The following is an 18,972-nucleotide window of genomic DNA, read 5'->3' as shown; positions in this document are numbered from 1 at the left end:
GATTCGAATAGATTCATTTGTGTTTTGCAATTTTCGTCAACCTGGATGAAAATACAGTTACTGGATAAACGTTCAGTCAAGCAATAGAGGATAAGCCATGGATGTCAGCCCCAAACTCACCGCCCGCCAGCAGCAAATTCTCGACTTGGTGCGCAAGGCCGTTGAGCAAACAGGAGCACCACCAACTCGCGCAGAAATCGCCCGAGAACTTGGATTCCGCTCAGCCAATGCTGCCGAAGAACATTTGCAAGCCTTGGCACGCAAGGGTGTGATCGAATTGGTCGGCGGCACCTCGAGAGGTATCAGGCTGAAGTCTGACACATTGCGCGCCTTGAATGAGGCCCGCGATGCGCGTGAGGTTCATGAGGCCAAGCAAACTTCGGCTTCTCTTGCCAAACAACTCGGCAAACAATTCAGCCTCCCACTCGCGAGTCTGGCGCAACTGACCTTGCCTTTGGTCGGCCGGGTGGCGGCAGGGCACCCCATCCTGGCGGAGGAACATATCGAGCAAAGTTATACCGTCGAGGCAAATATGTTCGCTCGTCAACCTGATTTTCTGCTCAAGGTCCGCGGCATGAGCATGAAGGACATTGGCATCATGGACGGCGATTTGCTGGCCGTAAAAAGAACCAGCGAGGCCAGCAATGGGCAGATTGTGGTTGCCCGGATTGGAGATGAGGTGACGGTCAAGCGATTCAAGCGTAGTCGCAGCGGGATCGAACTCTTGCCGGAGAATCCCGAGTTCGAGCCTATTCTGATCAAGTCAGGCGACGAGAACTTCACACTTGAGGGCCTGGCGGTTGGTTTGATCAGAAACCAGATGTTTCTTTGAGTAGTTTTCGCCCCGAGTTTGCACTCCATACAAACTCGACTTAACGAAGGAGTAAACCTTGCCTGAGCAAGTTACGCTGCATGGCGAGGTAATAATAGGTATCTACCAAGGTTGATTTCAAGGCGCACAAGAAAAAGCCCCGATAACTCGCGTTCTCGGGGCTTTTAATATTGGCGGAGTGGACGGGACTCGAACCCGCGACCCCCGGCGTGACAGGCCGGTATTCTAACCAACTGAACTACCACTCCAAATGCAATGAATCACTTCACTGCACCGAACAAAATTTGTATTCATCTATCCGATGAATACCAAGCATTGTCAAACTTGGCGTCCCCTAGGGGATTCGAACCCCTGTAGTCACCGTGAAAGGGTGGTGTCCTAGGCCTCTAGACGAAGGGGACTAAACCTTCTATTTAAAAACAACTTGAACCGCGCGCCAAACATCAACTCTAAAGTCAATGGTGGAGATAAACGGGATCGAACCGTTGACCTCTTGCATGCCATGCAAGCGCTCTCCCAGCTGAGCTATACCCCCAAATTCCGGGCATCGCGCTGTTCAAGCTTGATTACTCAATCATGAAACTCTCAAAAGCAAGCGGCCAATTTCTTGGCCGCCTCTGGCAAAACCCAGCAAGTTATAAATAACTGCTTAAAAAACCAATTCAGCATATTGCTGAACGTCATAATATTGGCGGAGTGGACGGGACTCGAACCCGCGACCCCCGGCGTGACAGGCCGGTATTCTAACCAACTGAACTACCACTCCATGCATATAAGTTTATCACATATATACTCAACAAATTTGCAGTTGTTTAAAATATTCAACAACTGCCAAGCTTTGTAAAACTTGGCGTCCCCTAGGGGATTCGAACCCCTGTAGTCACCGTGAAAGGGTGGTGTCCTAGGCCTCTAGACGAAGGGGACTAATCCTTCTTTCTTGCTTCTACTTTCTTGAACCGCGCGCCAACCAAATTATATTAATATTTCTTGCTATTAATATTCTACTACTAAAATTTGGTGGAGATAAACGGGATCGAACCGTTGACCTCTTGCATGCCATGCAAGCGCTCTCCCAGCTGAGCTATACCCCCTTAAAACCACAAAGCCCGGCTATTCGCCCAACCTTGTTGTTTTGCGCTGTTCAAGCAAGACGTAGATTGTAGTACGGATTTCATGTATTGCGCAAGCGTTCGATCACAATTTCTTTTGGAAACAATGCCAACACGGCGTCGACACTCGGTGTTTGCACCCGTCCGCACACCAAAGCACGCACCGGCATGGCCAGCAAAGGCATCTTGATGCCATGGGCGGTGATGGTTTCCTTGATCGCGGCGGCAATACCGACCTTGTTCCATTCCGCCTCGCTAAGCTTCGCGGCCAGGGTTTGCAGAGCCGGCTTGACCGCCTCGGTCACATGCGCCGCCAAGTCTTCCGCTGATGCTGCCACCGGCGCGAAGTACATGCTCAGCCAATCCGTCAGGGCGACCGTTGTCGCGCAACGATCCTTGAACAGCGCACACATCGGCACCAAGGTCGCCGCATCGACTTTCAAGCCTCGCTTGACTAACTGGGCAGCAACAAGAACAGCCAGTCGCTCATCATCGGCTTGCTTGATGTACTGACTATTGACCCACTCCAGCTTGGCCGGATCCCATTGCGCCGGGCTCTTGCTCAGGTGCGAGCCATCAAACCAGGCCACCAATTGCTCGCGCGAGAACAGCTCTTCATCCCCATGGCTCCAGCCCAGGCGCGACAGATAGTTCAACATCGCCTCGGGCAAATAGCCGGCTTCTTCATAGGCGGTCACGCTGACCGCGCCGCGGCGCTTGGACAGCTTTTGACCGTCATCACCCAGAATCACCGGCACATGGCCAAACTGCGGCAAGGGTGCGCCAAGCGCGTTGAAGATATTGATCTGCCAAGGCGTGTTGTTGACATGCTCATCACCGCGGAAGACATGGCTGATCGCCATATCCCAGTCGTCCACCACCACGCAGAAGTTATAGGTCGGCACGCCATCCGGCCGAACGATGATCAGGTCATCGATCTCGCGGTTATTGATGGTGATCGAACCCTTGACCACATCGACCCAAGTCACATCACCCTCGAGCGGATTCTTGAAACGCACGACCGGCTGCACGCCTTCGGGGGCAGCCGGCAAGACCTTGCCCGGCTCCGGCCGCCAACGGCGGTCGTAGTGAGTCTTTTCACCGCGCGCACGCTGCGCTTCGCGCATCTCGTCCAACTCGGCCGGCGAGCAGTAGCAGCGGTAGGCCTTGCCTTCATTGATCAGTTGTTCAACAACGGCGCTGTATCGCTCCAGGCGTTGCATTTGATATATCGGACCCTCGTCATAGTCCAGGCCCAACCAATTCATCGAAGCCAAGATTTGTTCGACCGAGTCCTGGGTCGAGCGGGCAACGTCGGTGTCTTCAATTCGAAGCACAAACTTGCCGCCAAAGTGGCGCGCATAAGCCCAGGAGAACAAGGCCGTACGGGCGGTACCCAGATGCAGGAAGCCGGTGGGCGAAGGCGCGATACGGGTGCGGACGGGGGTAGTTGGGTTCTGACTCATAGGGATGGCAAGGTAGAAAGTCCGCGCAGCAGGTCGTCGGTGATGTCATCAACATGCTCCAGCCCGACGGCCAGACGAATCAGGCCTTGGCTGATGCCGGCGGCTTGGCGCTGGGCTTCGCTGAGACGACCATGCGAGGTCGTGGCTGGATGCGTGATGATGGATTTGGTGTCGCCCAGATTGGTGGCGATGCTGAGCACACGCGTGCTGTCGATGACGTGAAACGCTGCCGCACGCGCCGCCTCGGGCGTTGGCGCACGCAGTTCGAACGACAGCACCGCCCCGCCCTGCCCCGACTGCTGGCGCATTGCCAACTCATGCTGAGGGTGCGAAGGCAGTGACGGGCAATAGACACGGGCCACTTCGGGACGCGCCTCCAGCCAGCGCGCCACGGCCAGCGCCTGCTCGCTCTGCGCCTTCATGCGCAGGCTCAAGGTCTCGAGGCCTTTGAGAATCACCCAGGCATTGAAGGGCGCCAGCGTCATGCCGACGGTGCGCAGGACCGGGCCGAAAACATCCTTGATCAAATGGCTAGGGCCGCACAAAGCTCCCGCCATCACCCGACCTTGCCCGTCCATGTATTTGGTCGCCGAATGCATGACCAGATCGGCACCGAGCTTGGCCGGCTGCTGCAAGGCGGGCGTGGAATAGGTGTTGTCGACCACCAGCAAGGCGCCGGACTCATGCGCCATATCGGCCAGCGCGCGGATGTCGCAGATCTCGGTGAGCGGATTGGTCGGCGTTTCGGCGAAGAAGATGCGCGTGGTCGGCCGGATGGCCTCGCGCCATTCCTGCAGATCGGTTTGCGAAACAAAGCTGGTCTCGACACCGAACTTGCCGAATTCTTTGGCGAACAGATTGATCGTCGAGCCGAACACCGAGCGCGAGCAGACCACATGGTCGCCCGCCTTGAGCAGCCCCATGCAGAGCAGGAGGATGGCGCTCATGCCGGTCGAAGTGGCGATCGCGGCCTCCGTGCCTTCCATTGCGGCTAGGCGTAACTCCAAGCTGCGCACGGTTGGATTGCTGGTGCGCGAGTAGGTGAAGTCCTCCGACGCGGCAAAGCGCTGCGCCGAAGTTTCGGCATCGGGTTGAACATAGGCGCTGGTCAGAAACAGCGCTTCGGAATTCTCGCCATGCTGGCTAGGCGCCAGCGCCATGCGCACGGCCAAGGTCTCGGGCCGCAGTCCGTCCGGAAGTTGAGCGCGAGAAAGGCGACGGGCCTCTTCCTTGCTACTCATTGGCCATCACCTCCGCTTTGCAGAGCCAGGCGAGTGCGCGCCGGGCCGTCTTCTTCTTCGCCCTGGCTGCGCCGCTGCGCCTCGAGCTTGGCAAAGTCCTCGGCGCTGACGTCGCCGGTCACATAAACGCCGTCAAAGCAAGAAGCCTCGAAACCATGCAAGGCCGGCTGCAAGGCCGCGACGACCCGCTTCATCGCATCAACGTCTTGATAGATCAAGGCATCGGCGCCGATGAATTGGCGAATTTCTTCATTGCTGCGGTTGTGCGCGATCAGCTCTTCGCTGGTCGGCATGTCAATGCCGTAGACATTGCGGTAGCGCACCGGCGGCGCGGCGGAGGCCAGATAGACCTTGCGTGCACCGGCCTCGCGAGCCATCTGCACGATCTCTTTCGAGGTGGTGCCGCGCACGATCGAATCGTCCACCAGCAAGACATTGCGATTCTTGAACTCAAGCCCGATCGCATTGAGCTTTTGACGCACCGATTTTTTACGCTCACCCTGGCCCGGCATGATGAAGGTCCGGCCGACATAGCGATTCTTCACAAAGCCTTCGCGGTACGGCTTGCCGATCCGATGCGCCAACTGCATGGCGGACGGTCGACTGGATTCCGGTATCGGAATCACCACATCGATATCGCTCGGCGGCATGGTCGAGATCAAGCGCTGAGCCAGCGTTTCGCCCATATTCAAGCGCGCCTGATAGACCGAAATGCCGTCCATCACCGAGTCCGGGCGCGCCAGGTAGACGAACTCGAACATGCAAGGGTTCAGGGTCGGGTTCTCGGCGCATTGCTGGGTGTGCAGCTTGCCGCTCATGTCGATGAACAGAGCTTCGCCGGGGGCGACGTCACGCAGCAACTTGAAGCCGGTGCCTTCGAGCGCGACGCTCTCGCTGGCCACCATGTACTCGCCATCCGCCGCCTGACCGAAGCACAAAGGACGAATGCCGAAGGGGTCGCGGAACGCCAACATACCGTGGCCGGCGATCAAGGCAATCACAGCGTAAGAACCCTTGATGCGCTTGTGCACGGCGGCGACGGCCTTGAACATACCCTCGGGGCTGAGCGGCGCATCCCGGACCACCTGCTCGATTTCATGGGCCAGCACGTTCAACAACACTTCGGAGTCGCTCTCGGTGTTGATGTGGCGGCGGTCGATGTCGTACAGCTCGGTCTTCAGGCTTTGCGCATTGGTCAGATTGCCGTTGTGGACCAAGACCAGACCAAACGGCGCATTGACGTAGAAGGGCTGCGCCTCTTCCTCGTTATAGGCATTGCCGGCGGTGGGATAGCGCGTTTGACCCAGGCCAATGCTGCCCGGCAGGGCACGCATGTTGCGGGTGCGGAAAACGTCGCGCACCATGCCGCGGGCCTTGTGCATAAAGCATTTATTGCCTTGCATGGTGACGATGCCGGCGGCATCTTGACCGCGATGCTGCAAGAGCAGCAGGCCGTCATAAATCAGTTGATTAACCGGTGAGCGAGAGATCACGCCGACGATGCCGCACATGGTATTTCCTTGTCTTGAAGGGACAGAACAAAATTCAAGGCCCGAGCGGATGCTCAGGCCGGGATCAATTTCAATAACTCATCCGGCAGCACCGGACGAATTTCATGCAGAACTTTTTGCAAGCCGGAGGCCAAATGCGACTCTTGCCAAGTTGACCAGTCCTTGGCCGGCGTCATGCCGACCAAGACCGCCAAGATCAAACACACCAGCAAGCCACGCAAAAACCCGAACACACAACCGGCCAAACGATCGATCACGCTCAAGGGGGTGGCATGGAGCAAGGCCCGCACCAGCTTCGCCCCCAAACTCCAAACCAGCAAGATCAATATGAAACTCAAGCTCAGGCCCAGCACATGCAGCAGACCGGCTTCAAAACGTTGCTGCGGCAGCCAGGCCTCCACCAGCGGCGCCAAGACCGGGGCCCCAAAGTAAGCAATCAACCAACCGGCGATCGACAAAAGTTCGAACACCAGGCCTCGCCATAGCCCCAGCAAGGCCGAGCCGACCAGCAAGACCAGCAATACCCAGTCAAGCCAACTCGTCACGTTACTCAAACAAGACCACCGCGATTCAAGCCAGGCATCAATCAAAGCGTCAACACAGCCGGCGACAGGCCGCTGGCACGCAATTTTGCGGCGGCCTTATCGGCCTCTTCCTTGCTGGCGAAGGGCCCAACGCGAACCCGTACGCGCTTGCCGGCTGGCGTTTCAAGCACCTGCGTATAAGTTTTGAGACCGAGCTTCTCGACCTTCAGCCGAACTTCCTGAGCGGCGTTCGCATCGGCGTAGGCGCCCACTTGAACAATCGCGCGCAGCCCCGAGTCAGCGGCCTTGGCTTGAGCGGGCTTGCCCTCCAGCAACGACTGCACACGGGCGGCCTCTTGCTGCAACGCGGGCCTATCCGGGTGATGTTCAACGGCCTTCTTTTCGGCCGGCTTTTCGCCGGGTTTTGCGACCGGCTTGGGCTCCTGTTTTGCGGTTTCGGCCTTGGCCACAATAGCCGGTGGCTGCACTGGCGCTGCGGCAGTGGCGGCCGTTTCGGCTTTTTGGGCGCTGGCAGGCGCAGGCGACTTTTCAGTCACGACCTCCTCGGCAGCAGCCAAGGGCGGCAAGACCGGTGCTTGCAACTGCGCTTGCGATTGCCCTTGAGACTGCGCCGGCACCTGCAGCGGCGGCAAGGCCTCTTTGCTGGGAATATTGATCGGCAGATCGACCGGGATCGGCCGCGGCTGGGTCTCGAACAGCAAGGGGAAACCGATCACGCCCACCCCGACCAAGAGCGCCGCGCCGATCAGGCGGTGACGCGCGCGCAAACGCAAATGTTGCACCGCGTCGGCGGCGTCGGCGACCGGCTTGGCGCCGGATTTGGCTCCGGACTTGACGTTCGAACTGGCGGCTGAATTGGCTTCACCGCGTTTGAAGAAAGACAACAGACCCATGGCAAGAATGGCAGCGTGAGCCGGCGTGTAACAGGTGAAAGGCTTCGAATCCGAAGCCCTGAATTCAAGACAAAGAGCGGCTTGTTTGAGGCGGCTTGCCGGCCTGCAAACGCGGCACACCATTCTTGAGCACACCCCCAACGGTGAAGAATGAACCGAAGACCAGAATTCTATCAGCGGGGTCGGCCGCGACCGTCGCTGCGGCCAGCGCCTCGGCGGGGCTCGCATGCACATGCAAGCTCAGCTCCATTGGCGGCTTCACGCCTGCGGCCGCCCTCAGCGCCTCAAATTCCGCCAGCAAGGATTCGGACTTGGCCGCGCGAGGCAGTTCAAGATCACAGAAATGCCAGCTGTCGACCAAAGGCGCCATTTTCTGGAATATCCCGGCCAAGTCCTTGTCCGCCATTGCGCCGAAGACCGCATGGGTACGTGGGAAGAATCCCATTTGATCAAGGTTCTGCGCCAGCGCGGCCACCGCGTGCGGGTTGTGCGCGACGTCCAGCACCAGATTGGGCTGGCCGGCCACGACCTGAAAGCGCCCCGGCAACTCGACCATTGCCAAGCCGTTGCGCACCGCCTGTGCGCTGATCGGCAAGCGCTCGTACAAGACCTCAAATGCTGCGAGCACGCCGGCCGCATTGAGCAGCTGGTTGACGCCACGCAGCGCCGGATAAGCCATGCCGCTGAAGCGCCGCTCGCGGCCCGACCATTGCCATTGCTGGCGGTCGCCGCTGTAGGTGAAGTCGCGTCCAAGTTGACGCAAATCGGCGCCGATCTCGGCGGCCCTGGCAGCCAACGAAGCGGGCGGCATTGGGTCACTGACAACCACGCTGCGGCCGGCACGCATGATGCCGGCCTTCTCGCGCCCGACCGACTCGCGGTCCGGCCCCAGATATTCGGTGTGATCCAGATCGATGCTGGTGATGACGGCGCAATCGGCATCGATCACATTGACGGCATCCAGGCGCCCGCCGAGGCCAACCTCCAGGATCACCAGATCAAGCGGCTCGGCCGCCAAACGCAGCATGATGGCCAGCGTTGTGAACTCGAAATAGGACAGCGTCAACTCGCCCCGCGCCGCCTCGACCTCCTCGAAATAGGGCAGCAAGGAGGCCGCCGAAACCGGCTCGCCGCCCACCCGGCAGCGTTCCTGAAAATGCACCAGATGCGGTTTGATGTAGAGGCCGACCCGGTAGCCGGCCTGCAGCGCAATCGACTCCAGCATCGCGCAGGTCGAACCCTTGCCATTGGTACCGGCCACCATCACCACCGGCGGCTCAAACTTCAGGCCCAGCCGGTCGCGCAGCGTGATGACGCGGTCCAGCGTCATGTCTATGGTCTTGGGGTGCAGGCGCTCGCAGTGAGCAAGCCATTCGTCTAGGTTACTGGGCAACATTTGTTTTCCGCAAAACAAGACGGCCAGACCTTGTGGGCCTGGCCGCTGTGGTTCTATCGCAAGATCAGCAGGCTTTTCAGGCAACCGCGTCCGAGCTCATGCGCTGCAGCATCGCCAGTTGGCGAGCCACGGTTTCGCGCAACTGGCGCCGGTCGACAATCATGTCCACCGCGCCCTTTTCGAGCAAGAATTCGGCGCGCTGGAAACCCGGCGGCAACTTCTCGCGCACGGTGTTCTCGATCACCCGCGGGCCGGCAAAGCCGATCAAGGCCTTGGGCTCGGCCAGCACCACATCGCCGACAAAGGCAAAGCTGGCCGACACGCCGCCCATGGTCGGGTCGGTCAAGATGCTGATGAAGGGCAGTTTGGCCTTGGCCAAGCGGGTCAAGGACGCATTGGTCTTGGCCATCTGCATCAGACTCAACAAGCCCTCTTGCATGCGCGCACCGCCGGTCGCGGTGAAACAAATGAAGGCCGTCTTTTGTTCGATCGCCGTCTCGACGCCGCGCACAAAGCGCTCGCCGACCACCGAACCCATCGAGCCGCCCATGAAGTTGAACTCGAAACAGGCCGCCACCACCGGGATGGTCATCAAGGCGCCGCCCACCACCACCAGCGCGTCGGTCTCGCCGGTTTGCTCCAGCGCATCCTTGAGCCGGTCGGGGTACTTCTTGCTGTCCTTGAACTTCAAGGCGTCCACCGGCAAGACCTCCTGGCCGATCTCGTAACGGCCTTCGCCGTCGAGAAAGGCGTTCAGCCTCGCGCGCGCGCCGATGCGGTGGTGGTGACTGCACTTGGGGCAAACATTGACGTTTTGCTCCAGGTCGGTCTTGTACAAGACCGTCTCGCAAGACGGGCACTTGATCCACAAACCTTCCGGCACCATGCGACGCTCGGTCGGGTCGGTTTGCTGCATCTTCGGCGGCAGAAGTTTTTCAAGCCAACTCACAAGCAGACTCCTTTTAACTAAAAGATAGCTAGCGTTTTGAACACCCTAAGCGTCCAAAGCACTGCGAATTTCGCGGATGAACTGAGCACCCGTCAACGCGACATTATCGCGCGACTGGACCTCCAGCAACTCGACCAGACGTGAACCGATGACGACCGCGTCCGAGACATCGGCCACCGCGCGCGCCGTGGCCGCATCACGGATGCCGAAACCGACCCCGACCGGCACCGCAACATGGCGGCGAATGCGCGGAATCATCTCGGCCACCGCCGCCGTGTTCAGGTGGCCGGCGCCGGTCACGCCCTTCAGCGAAACATAGTAGACATAGCCGCTGGCGACCTGGCCGACACGCTGCATGCGCGCATCGGTCGAGGTCGGCGCGAGCAAGAAGATCGGGTCCATCTCCTGCGCTTTGAGCAAGGCGGCGAAGCGCTCGCATTCCTCGGGCGGATAGTCGACCACTAGGACGCCGTCCACGCCGGCCGCTTTGGCGTCGAGCACAAAGCGATCCACGCCGTAACGCTCGATCGGGTTGGCATAACCCATCAAGACCACGGGCGTGGTTTGGTTCTTTTCACGGAACGCCTGCACATCCGCCAGCACATGTTTCAGCCCAACACCGGCCTTGACGGCGCGCTCGGCGGCGCGCTGAATCACCGGGCCGTCGGCCATCGGGTCGGAAAAGGGCACGCCAAGTTCAATCACATCGGCGCCGGCCTCGGCCATCGCCAGCATCAGCTCGACGGTCACGTCCGGAAATGGGTCACCGGCGGTGACGAAGGGAATCAAGGCCTTGCGGCCCTCGGCGGCAAGGCGAGCAAAGGTCGCTTGGATGCGGCTCATGGCTGGCCTCCTTTCGACGGCATCGCCACAACAGCATCTCCGCCTTTGACGGACTGGCCTTTACAGGACGGACGGCAGAAGAACTCGGCCTGCGACAAATCGGCCACGGTGCCGATGTCTTTGTCTCCGCGCCCCGAAAGGTTGACCAGCAACTGCTGCTCAGCCGGCAGCGTCGGCGCCAGTTTCATTGCATAGGCCAGCGCATGGCTGGACTCCAGCGCCGGGATGATGCCCTCGGTGCGGCACAGGCGGTGAAAAGCCGCCAAGGCCTCGGCGTCGGTGATGCCGACATATTCGGCCCGGCCGATGTCCTTCAAATAGGCATGCTCGGGGCCGACGCCGGGGTAATCCAGGCCGGCCGAGATCGAATGGGTCTCGATGATCTGGCCGTTTTCGTCCTGCAGCAAATAGGTGCGGTTGCCATGCAAGACACCGGGGCTGCCGACCGACAGCGTGGCCGCATGCTTGCCGGTCTCAATCCCCTCACCGGCCGCTTCGACGCCGATCAGGCGCGTGCCGGCATGCTGGATATAGGGGTAGAAAATCCCCATCGCGTTGCTGCCGCCGCCCACGCAGGCGATCACCGCATCGGGCTGGCGACCAATCATTTCGGGCATTTGAACCAGACATTCATCGCCGATGACGCGCTGAAAATCGCGCACCATCATCGGATAGGGATGAGGGCCGGCCACGGTGCCGATGATGTAGAAGGTCGACTCGACGTTGGTGACCCAGTCGCGCATCGCCTCGTTCAGCGCATCCTTCAAGGTCTTGCTGCCGGACTCCACCGCCACCACTCGCGCGCCGAGCAAATGCATGCGGTAGACATTGGGCGACTGGCGCTTGATGTCCTCGCTGCCCATATAGACCACGCATTCCATGCCGTAGCGCGCGCAGATGGTGGCCGTGGCGACGCCATGTTGGCCGGCGCCGGTTTCGGCGATCACGCGCTTTTTGCCCATGCGCTTGGCCAATAGCGCCTGGCCAATGGTGTTGTTGATCTTGTGCGCGCCGGTGTGATTGAGGTCTTCACGCTTCAGAAAAATCTGCGCGCCGCCGAGTTCGCGGCTGAGCCGGTCGGCGTAATAGATCGGGCTCGGGCGGCCAACAAAATGGGCCAGCTCTTTTTTGTACTCGGCAATGAAGTCCGGGTCCTGGCTGTAATGCGCGTAGGCGCTGTTCAACTCATCAAGCGCATGGACCAGGGTCTCGGCGACAAAACTGCCGCCATAGGTCTGGCCCTTGACCGGACCGAAATGCCCTTGGGCATCGGGTTGGGAATAGCTATTCATGGGGAACTCTCAGATTTCGGGATTGCTGGCTGTGAGCGCATCGGCTTGAGCGACCGCCTCACAGAACTCACGCATCAACCGGGCGCATTTGAGGCCGCGTCCTTGCGCCTCTACGCCCGAGCTGACGTCAACGGCCCAGGGCCGCGCCTGCGTGATCCCAGCCAGCACATTTCCGGCATGCAACCCACCAGACAAAACGAGGGGAGAGCCCAGGTTTTTTGGAATGAGAGACCAATCGAAGACCTTTCCACCACCGCCGTAACCCTCGACATGGGCGTCGAGCAAGATTGCCTGGGCGGCTGAATATTGTTGGGCGTAGTCTAACAAATCAAAGCCCGGCTCCATGCGCGCGGCACGCAGAAAGGGTCGGCCCGGCCGCTCGCAGTCCTGCGGCGACTCATCACCATGGAACTGCAAGAGCATATTCGGCAGCACCTTCAAGCCGGCCTCGATCTCGGCCTCGCTCGCGTTGACGAACAGGCCCACCGGCGTGACAAAAGGCGGCAGCAGCCTGGCCAACTCGGCGGCCCGCGCCGGGCTGACATAACGGGCACTTTTGGCATAGAAGACAAAGCCGATGGCGTCGGCACCCGCCTCGACCGCCGCCAACACATCGGCCTCGCGGGTCAGGCCACAAATTTTGATGCGGGTTCGACTCATCGCTTGGGCTCCACACCCGGCAACCAACTCATCGCCGAAGTTCGGCTTGGAATTTGAAATTCGGCCGAGTAATAGGGACCGACGAAATAAAGACCATCGGCAGGAAAGGTAGGTGCAGCGAACTTGCGATCTTTGCCCGCCAGCACCGAGGCAAACCAGGCCAAATCGCGCCCGCCCCGCCCGATGCGGCCCACGGCCAACAAGCTGCCCATCAAGTTCCGCACCATATGGTGCAAAAAGGCCGAGCCGTCAAAGTCAAAGCGCCAGTAGTCGCCTTGCTTGGCAATCGAGATGCTGCGCATGGTCTTGACCGGCGAGGCGGCCTGGCATTCAGAGGACCGAAAGGCGCTGAAATCATGCTCACCCAAGAGCATCTCGGCGGCTTCACGCATGGCCTCGCCATTCAGTTTGTAATGGACCCAGCCCACCGAGCCGGACTCGATCGCCGGCCGCACCGGCGACTCCAGCAAGACATAGGTGTAACGGCGACCGTGAGCGGCAAAGCGTGCGTGGAAGGGCTCCTCCGCGAACCGGCACCATTGGATCGCCACATCAACGGGCAAAAAGCAATTCGTGCCGCGCACCCAGGAGGCGGCATCGCGGATCACCTCGGTATCAAAGTGCACGACCTGATTGAGGCCGTGGACGCCGGCGTCGGTGCGCCCGGCGCAAACGGTGCGAATGCTGGTGGCGCTGAACTTCTGCAACGCGGCCTCCAGCACATCCTGCACGGTTTGCCGGTCGGCTTGGGCTTGCCAGCCGTGATAGCCCCCACCACGGTAACTGACCCCCAGGACTACACGCATGTCACTGCACTCAATGTTCGCATCCCAATTAAAAAAAGCGCCCGGGCCAGGCCGGGCGCTTTGCATTGTCTCGCAACAATCAGCGCAAATCGTTCAGCATCGCCTGCGCCTTGTCGCGTAGAGGGCCGCTGGACTTGGAGATCAGCTCTTGCAAGACTTCACGAGCGCCTTCGGTGTCGCCGATCTGGCGGAACTCATCGGCCAACTCCAGCTGACGCATCAAGGGATCGCCGCCCTCATCCATCAGATCGAAGGCCTCGGCCAAAGGCTCGGCAGCCGGCTCGATGGTCTCCCCGGCCTTCAGCAATTCATCAAATTCGGCCCCGAAACCATCATCCGTCGTGACCGATTCGGCCACCGGCAGAGGCGTCTCGGCCTGCGCTGCATCAGGCAACTCAGGCAAGGACAAATCGATTGAACCAAGGTCGAAATCAAGCGCGTTGCCGGCATCGGCAGGCGGGGGACTGTTCAGCGGTACGTCGTCCAAATTACCGAAATCATCCAGATCGAACTCAAGATCGGTGCTGGCCGGTGAGGCCTCAGTAGTTGGCGCAACAGGCGGCTCCGACAAATCGAAGTCCATCGAGAACGGGGCTTGTTCAATCGTCGTCGTCATCGCCTGTGTCGCCTCCATCGCGATTGGCGACGGCGCTGGCACCGCAGCCGGCGCACCCAAGTCGAGGTCAAGATCCAGATCAAAACCACTCATAGGCGCGCCATCGGCGGCGCTATTGCGCCCGACCGGTTCGGTTGCCAGATGGCCAACCGTATGCGGCATCGTGCTAGCACCCATGGGTTCGGGATGCACTTCACGGCCATCGCTTTGCTGACCAGGTATACCACCGGGTTGATAGAGCGGATTTTCGGGGTCGATCTGCCGGCCCAGTTCTTGCGCACGGGTCCAATCTTCTCCGCTGCCATGGGTATCGGCATAGAGCTGAATTGCCAATTGCTCAAAGCCCTTGGTGTCACGGCGTTTGGCGTAAACCTCAAGCAGCTTGAGCCGGATCGCCATGCGCTCGGGCGTGGCACGCAGCGCCTCTTTGAGAATCTCTTCGGCCTGCAGGTCACGACCATAGGCCAGATACACATCCGCCTCGGCCACCGGATCCACATCACCGATCGCGTCCAGCTGGCTGAGCGAATAATTCATCGACGACGCTGCGCCGGTAGCGTCGCGCGTATCGACTCGTTGCCCACCTGTCGCACCGAAAAATGAATCGGGCTGCAAACGACTTTCATGGAAACCGGTGTCAGCCTTGGCTGCCGCCTTGCGACCACGCAAGCGATACCAACTCAGCCCGCCCAGAGCGGCCAACAAGGCGGCGCCCAAAGGCAGGGACAAAGGGTTCTCGAGTATTTGATCCAACAAGCCCGGCTCGGCCTTTTCCGGCAGCGCAGCGGCACTCGCGGCCGAAGCGACCCGAGCGGCAGGTTTGGGCTGTGCAGCCGAAGCCACGGTGGTCGGCAAGCCCGACACCGAAGCGGCCGGTGCCGGTGCCGGGGCTGGTGCGGGAGCCACTGCAACCGGCGCGACTGCCGGAGGGCTGATCGGAGCCGATGCAACGGCGGGTGGCTTGGCCGCGCTGGAGATTTTTTTCAGTTCTTCGACGTTGCGCGTCAACTCGGCCATCCGAGCCGCCGCGTCCTTCTTTTCGGCATCCTTGGACGCTTGCGCCAGCTTGGCATCGGCGTTCGCGCTGGCGGCCTTGCTAAGCGTCAGCTTGTCCGGTGTGGGCGCCGGCGCAGGCTTGCGGTCTTCAACCGCAGCTTCGACCTTGCCCTTGGCCTGACGCTGGCTTTGATCCTGCTGCAGGGTTGGCGCCGCACTGCTCAAGCGCAAACGGTAGGCGCTGAAATCGGCACTTTGGGCTCGAATCACCTGGCGCGCATCGGCGGTCGGCAAGCCAGCCAAAACCTCACTGGACGGCACTTGCAACACCGTGCCAGCGCGCAAGCGGTTCATATTGCCATCAAGAAAGGCGTCTGGATTATTTCGGAACAAGCCCACCAACATCTGGTCGAGGGAGATGCCCTCGACTTGGGTCTTGCTGGCAATGCGCGACAAATTGTCGCCCGGCTTGACCTTGTACTCAGAGGCTGCGGAAGCCGCCGCCGCTGGCGCCGAAGCAGCGCGCGGAGCGGGCACTGCTGGCGTAGGCGCTGGCGCTTCACGCGCAGCCTTCACCACCGCAATTGGCGCTGGAGCCGGGCTTGGGCTGGGCGGGATTGGCACAGCCATCGCCGGTGCTGGCGCAGGCACGGCCTCGGTTTGCGCGGCAGGAGCTTGTGAAATCACCGGCGCTGCCGTCACCACAGGAGTGGCAGCAGCAATAGCATTCGGCCGGGTCGCGGTCGGCGGATCAAACAGCAAGGTGTACTCGCGCACCAGGCGGCCATTCGCCCAGGTCAACTCGAGGATCACATCGACAAAAGGCTCTTGCACCGCACGGTCACTGCTGACGCGCAGAAAGGTCCGGCCGTCTTTTTTAACGACTTGCACCTGAGTACTAGTCAACACCGAGTTGTATTCAACCCCGGTGGCACGATAGGACTCCGGCGGCGCGATGCGCACCTTCAAGGAACCCGCCTCGTCGGCACTCAGACTGGTGATATCGATTTCCGCCTTCAGCGTTTCGCCCAAGGCCGATTGCACCGACAAACGCCCCAGCCCCAAGGCCCAGGCTCCGCTACTGGAGACAAGCAGCACGGCCGCCGCGATATGCGACAAAGTGAAGCGGGAAAACGCAGTGCGGGACAAGGCAAAGCGCCGCAACGCCGATGCCTGTACACCGTTCTGGGGGAGGCTGGGTGAGGCACTGTCCGTGTCATTCACTGCGCTGATGTATTTTTTCAAAGCGTTCCCCAAAGCGACAAGGCGGGCACCACAAGGTGTCCGCCTCTTTTGACGATGTTAACTCTCAGTTCAACCGCGCTCACGATGCCATCCACATGCGCACTTTCGATCGAAATATCAATAGCGGCAAGCATATACGCTAAGAAGCTCAGGCAAAGGCTGAATAGCTCTATAGACACCGCTCTGATTCACCCCGTTACAAGCTTGTCGCGTGCTGGCAACGGGATGAGAGCCATCACCGGGCCAACAGGATCCGCAACATGCGACGCAGCGGTTCGGCCGCGCCCCACAACAACTGATCGCCAATCGTGAAGGCACCCACATATTCGGGGCCCATGGCTAGCTTGCGCACACGGCCCACAGGGATGGTCATCGTGCCCGACACCGCCACCGGGGTCAGGTCTTGCACCGTCGCTTCGCGGTTGTTGGGCACCAGCTTGACCCACTCGTTGTCGGCGGCAATCATCGCTTCGATGTCGGCCACCGGCACATCCTTCTTCAGCTTGAAGGTCAGCGCCTGGCTGTGGCAGCGCATCGCACCCACGCGCACGCAAAAGCCATCCACCGGAATCGGCGCCGAGCCAAAGCCCTCGCCCAGACCCATGATCTTGTTGGTCTCGGCCATGCCCTTCCATTCTTCCTTGGACATGCCATTACCCAAGTCCTTGTCGATCCAAGGGATCAGCGAGCCGCCCAGAGGCACGCCAAAGTTGGCTGTCTCGGCTGCAGTCAAGGCGCGCTGCTTGGCGATCACCTTGCGATCGATTTCCAGAATCGCGCTCTTGGGATCATCCAACAGGCTGCGAACCTCGGCGTTCAGCGTGCCGTATTGCGTCAGCAGCTCGCGCATATGCTGAGCGCCACCGCCCGATGCGGCTTGATAGGTTTGTGTGCTCATCCACTCGACCAGACCGGCCTTGTAGAGCGCGCCCACGCCCATCAACATGCAGGACACCGTGCAATTGCCGCCGACCCAGTTCTTGCCACCCTTGGCCAGCGCGTTCTCGATAACGGGCAGATTCACCGGGTCCAAAATGATGACGGCATCCGACTCCATGCGCAGCGTCGAGGCGGCGTCGATCCAATGGCCATTCCAGCCGGCCGCGCGCAGCTTGGGGAAAACTTCGGAGGTGTAGTCGCCGCCCTGCGCGGTGATGATGATTTCGCAGCGCTTGAGCTGCTCGATATCAAAAGCGTTTTGCAGCTTGGTTTCGTTCTTGGCAAATGCGGGAGCAGCGCCGCCGGCGTTCGAGGTGCTGAAGAACAGCGGCTCGATCAGGTCGAAATCACGCTCTGCCGCCATGCGGTCCATCAGCACCGAGCCGACCATGCCGCGCCAGCCTACCAATCCAACTAGTGTTGTCATTTCTTGCGTCCTCTATCTATCTCAACCGAGTTTGGAACTACTGTTTGAGCTTGTTCTCCCCCGGCTTGTGTCGCCGGGGGGATAGGGGCGAGACAAACCGGAGCTGAACTAGCCCTTGATAATGGTTTTCATCGTGGTGATGGCCTTGACGACCGCATCACCCATCTCGCGCGTGCCCACTTTTTGGGTGCCCTCGCTCCAAATGTCTGCCGTACGCAGACCTTGGGACAACACCGATCCAACAGCCGCTTCGATTCGAGCGGCTGCTTCTGGTTGGTTGAGGGAGAACTTGAGCATCATGGCAGCGGAGAGGATTGTAGCCAAAGGATTGGCGATACCCTTGCCTGCAATGTCGGGCGCGCTGCCGTGGCTGGGCTCGTATAACCCCTTGTTGTTCTTGTCCAGCGAGGCCGAAGGCAGCATACCGATCGAGCCGGTCAGCATCGCCGCTGCGTCGGACAAGATATCGCCGAACATATTGCCTGTCACCATCACGTCGAAACGCTTCGGCGCCTTGACCAGCTGCATCGCCGCGTTGTCGACATACATATGGTCGAGCTCCACATCCGGATAGTCGGCGTGCACCTCGATCATCACATCCTTCCAGAACTGGAAGGTCTCCAGGACATTGGCCTTGTCGACCGAGGTCACACGCTTGCCGCGCTTGCGTGCCGCCTGGAAGGCCACATGGGCGATGCGCTCGATCTCGGGGCGCGAATAGCGCATGGTGTCGAACGCTTCTTCGCTGCCCGGGAAATGCCCGTCCACGGCGGTGCGGCGCCCGCGCGGCTGGCCGAAATAGATGTCGCCGGTCAACTCACGGATGATCAGGATGTCCAGACCCGCCACCAATTCGGGCTTCAGGCTGGACGCATGAGTCAGCTGCTCATAGCAAATCGCCGGGCGGAAGTTGGCGAACAGGCCCAGATGTTTGCGCAGGCCCAGGATGGCCTGCTCGGGGCGCAGCGGGCGGTCCAGCTTGTCGTACTTCCAATCACCGACGGCGCCGAACAGGATCGCGTCGGCGTCCTTGGCCAGTTGCAGCGTCGAGTCGGGCAACGGGTGGCCGTGGGCCTCGTAAGCGGCGCCACCAACCGGGGCGGATTCCATCTCGAAAGGAAGCTCCAGCACGTTCAAGACCTTGACCGCCTCGGCGACGATCTCACTGCCGATGCCATCGCCGGGAAGAATTGCAATTTTCATTTG

The 18,972-nt window shown here is 60.3% G+C and carries 15 protein-coding genes and 6 tRNA genes; 1 reads left to right on the top strand and 20 read right to left on the bottom strand.

Translation table 11 applies throughout. The features are described from left to right. Window positions 1-97 precede the first annotated feature (97 nt). Window positions 98-832 (top strand): transcriptional repressor LexA, encoded by a 735-nt coding sequence (gene lexA / locus LNV07_RS11880; RefSeq protein WP_263571374.1) that lies wholly within the window; start codon window positions 98-100, stop codon window positions 830-832. Between the two features lie 171 nt (window positions 833-1,003). Here lexA and LNV07_RS11875 read toward each other — a convergent pair. The 20 genes from LNV07_RS11875 to leuB all read right to left on the bottom strand — a co-directional run bounded on the left by LNV07_RS11875 (window position 1,004) and on the right by leuB (window position 18,969). After that, a tRNA-Asp gene (locus LNV07_RS11875) sits at window positions 1,004-1,080 on the bottom strand. A 77-nt stretch (window positions 1,081-1,157) separates the two neighbouring features. After that, window positions 1,158-1,233, bottom strand: a tRNA-Glu gene (locus LNV07_RS11870). A 58-nt stretch (window positions 1,234-1,291) separates the two neighbouring features. Next, a tRNA-Ala gene (locus LNV07_RS11865) sits at window positions 1,292-1,367 on the bottom strand. A 154-nt stretch (window positions 1,368-1,521) separates the two neighbouring features. Continuing rightward, window positions 1,522-1,598: transfer RNA gene (locus LNV07_RS11860), tRNA-Asp, on the bottom strand. Between the two features lie 82 nt (window positions 1,599-1,680). Further along, window positions 1,681-1,756: transfer RNA gene (locus tag LNV07_RS11855), tRNA-Glu, on the bottom strand. Between the two features lie 91 nt (window positions 1,757-1,847). Next, window positions 1,848-1,923, bottom strand: a tRNA-Ala gene (locus tag LNV07_RS11850). A gap of 80 nt (window positions 1,924-2,003) precedes the next feature. After that, window positions 2,004-3,407: a glutamate--tRNA ligase gene (gltX, locus tag LNV07_RS11845; RefSeq protein ID WP_263571373.1), complete on the bottom strand. Its 1,404-nt coding sequence runs from the start codon at window positions 3,405-3,407 to the stop codon at window positions 2,004-2,006. Beyond that, the gene (locus LNV07_RS11840; RefSeq protein WP_263571372.1) at window positions 3,404-4,648 is read right to left on the bottom strand and encodes an O-succinylhomoserine sulfhydrylase; all 1,245 of its coding nucleotides are present in this window, start codon (window positions 4,646-4,648) and stop codon (window positions 3,404-3,406) included. Before LNV07_RS11840 ends, gltX begins: the two co-directional genes overlap by 4 nt. After that, window positions 4,645-6,159 (bottom strand): amidophosphoribosyltransferase, encoded by a 1,515-nt coding sequence (gene purF, locus LNV07_RS11835; protein WP_263571371.1) that lies wholly within the window; start codon window positions 6,157-6,159, stop codon window positions 4,645-4,647. Before purF ends, LNV07_RS11840 begins: the two co-directional genes overlap by 4 nt. Before the next feature lie 53 nt (window positions 6,160-6,212). Beyond that, window positions 6,213-6,704 carry a CvpA family protein gene (locus tag LNV07_RS11830; RefSeq protein ID WP_263571370.1) on the bottom strand — a complete coding sequence of 164 codons (492 nt, stop codon included), beginning with the start codon at window positions 6,702-6,704 and terminating at the stop codon, window positions 6,213-6,215. A 41-nt stretch (window positions 6,705-6,745) separates the two neighbouring features. After that, window positions 6,746-7,597 carry an SPOR domain-containing protein gene (locus LNV07_RS11825; RefSeq protein WP_263571369.1) on the bottom strand — a complete coding sequence of 284 codons (852 nt, stop codon included), beginning with the start codon at window positions 7,595-7,597 and terminating at the stop codon, window positions 6,746-6,748. A gap of 64 nt (window positions 7,598-7,661) precedes the next feature. Continuing rightward, window positions 7,662-8,993 carry a bifunctional tetrahydrofolate synthase/dihydrofolate synthase gene (gene folC / locus LNV07_RS11820; RefSeq protein ID WP_263571368.1) on the bottom strand — a complete coding sequence of 444 codons (1,332 nt, stop codon included), beginning with the start codon at window positions 8,991-8,993 and terminating at the stop codon, window positions 7,662-7,664. A 76-nt stretch (window positions 8,994-9,069) separates the two neighbouring features. Beyond that, the gene (accD, locus tag LNV07_RS11815) at window positions 9,070-9,942 is read right to left on the bottom strand and encodes an acetyl-CoA carboxylase, carboxyltransferase subunit beta (protein WP_263571367.1); all 873 of its coding nucleotides are present in this window, start codon (window positions 9,940-9,942) and stop codon (window positions 9,070-9,072) included. A gap of 45 nt (window positions 9,943-9,987) precedes the next feature. Continuing rightward, window positions 9,988-10,785: a tryptophan synthase subunit alpha gene (gene trpA, locus LNV07_RS11810; protein WP_263571366.1), complete on the bottom strand. Its 798-nt coding sequence runs from the start codon at window positions 10,783-10,785 to the stop codon at window positions 9,988-9,990. Next, window positions 10,782-12,077 (bottom strand): tryptophan synthase subunit beta, encoded by a 1,296-nt coding sequence (gene trpB / locus LNV07_RS11805; protein ID WP_263571365.1) that lies wholly within the window; start codon window positions 12,075-12,077, stop codon window positions 10,782-10,784. The genes trpA and trpB overlap by 4 nt, the downstream gene beginning before the upstream one ends. Before the next feature lie 9 nt (window positions 12,078-12,086). Further along, a complete protein-coding gene (locus tag LNV07_RS11800) occupies window positions 12,087-12,737 on the bottom strand; it encodes a phosphoribosylanthranilate isomerase (RefSeq protein ID WP_263571364.1) in 651 nt (216 codons plus the stop codon). Beyond that, the gene (gene truA / locus LNV07_RS11795; RefSeq protein WP_263571363.1) at window positions 12,734-13,543 is read right to left on the bottom strand and encodes a tRNA pseudouridine(38-40) synthase TruA; all 810 of its coding nucleotides are present in this window, start codon (window positions 13,541-13,543) and stop codon (window positions 12,734-12,736) included. The genes LNV07_RS11800 and truA overlap by 4 nt, the downstream gene beginning before the upstream one ends. A 79-nt stretch (window positions 13,544-13,622) precedes the next feature. Then, a complete protein-coding gene (locus tag LNV07_RS11790; RefSeq protein ID WP_263571362.1) occupies window positions 13,623-16,379 on the bottom strand; it encodes a FimV/HubP family polar landmark protein in 2,757 nt (918 codons plus the stop codon). A 256-nt stretch (window positions 16,380-16,635) separates the two neighbouring features. Continuing rightward, entirely contained in the window at window positions 16,636-17,766 is a 1,131-nt protein-coding gene (gene asd, locus LNV07_RS11785) for an aspartate-semialdehyde dehydrogenase (protein WP_263571361.1), read from the bottom strand. A 108-nt stretch (window positions 17,767-17,874) separates the two neighbouring features. Then, window positions 17,875-18,969, bottom strand: coding sequence for a 3-isopropylmalate dehydrogenase (gene leuB, locus LNV07_RS11780; RefSeq protein WP_263571360.1), 1,095 nt, complete (start codon window positions 18,967-18,969; stop codon window positions 17,875-17,877). Between the last annotated feature and the right edge of the window lie 3 nt (window positions 18,970-18,972).

The sequence above is a fragment of the Roseateles oligotrophus genome, from assembly GCF_025717515.1.
In the GTDB taxonomy this organism is placed as follows: Bacteria; Pseudomonadota; Gammaproteobacteria; order Burkholderiales; family Burkholderiaceae_C; genus Paucibacter_A; species Paucibacter_A oligotrophus.
This window is presented reverse-complemented; position numbering and strand designations above follow the sequence as displayed.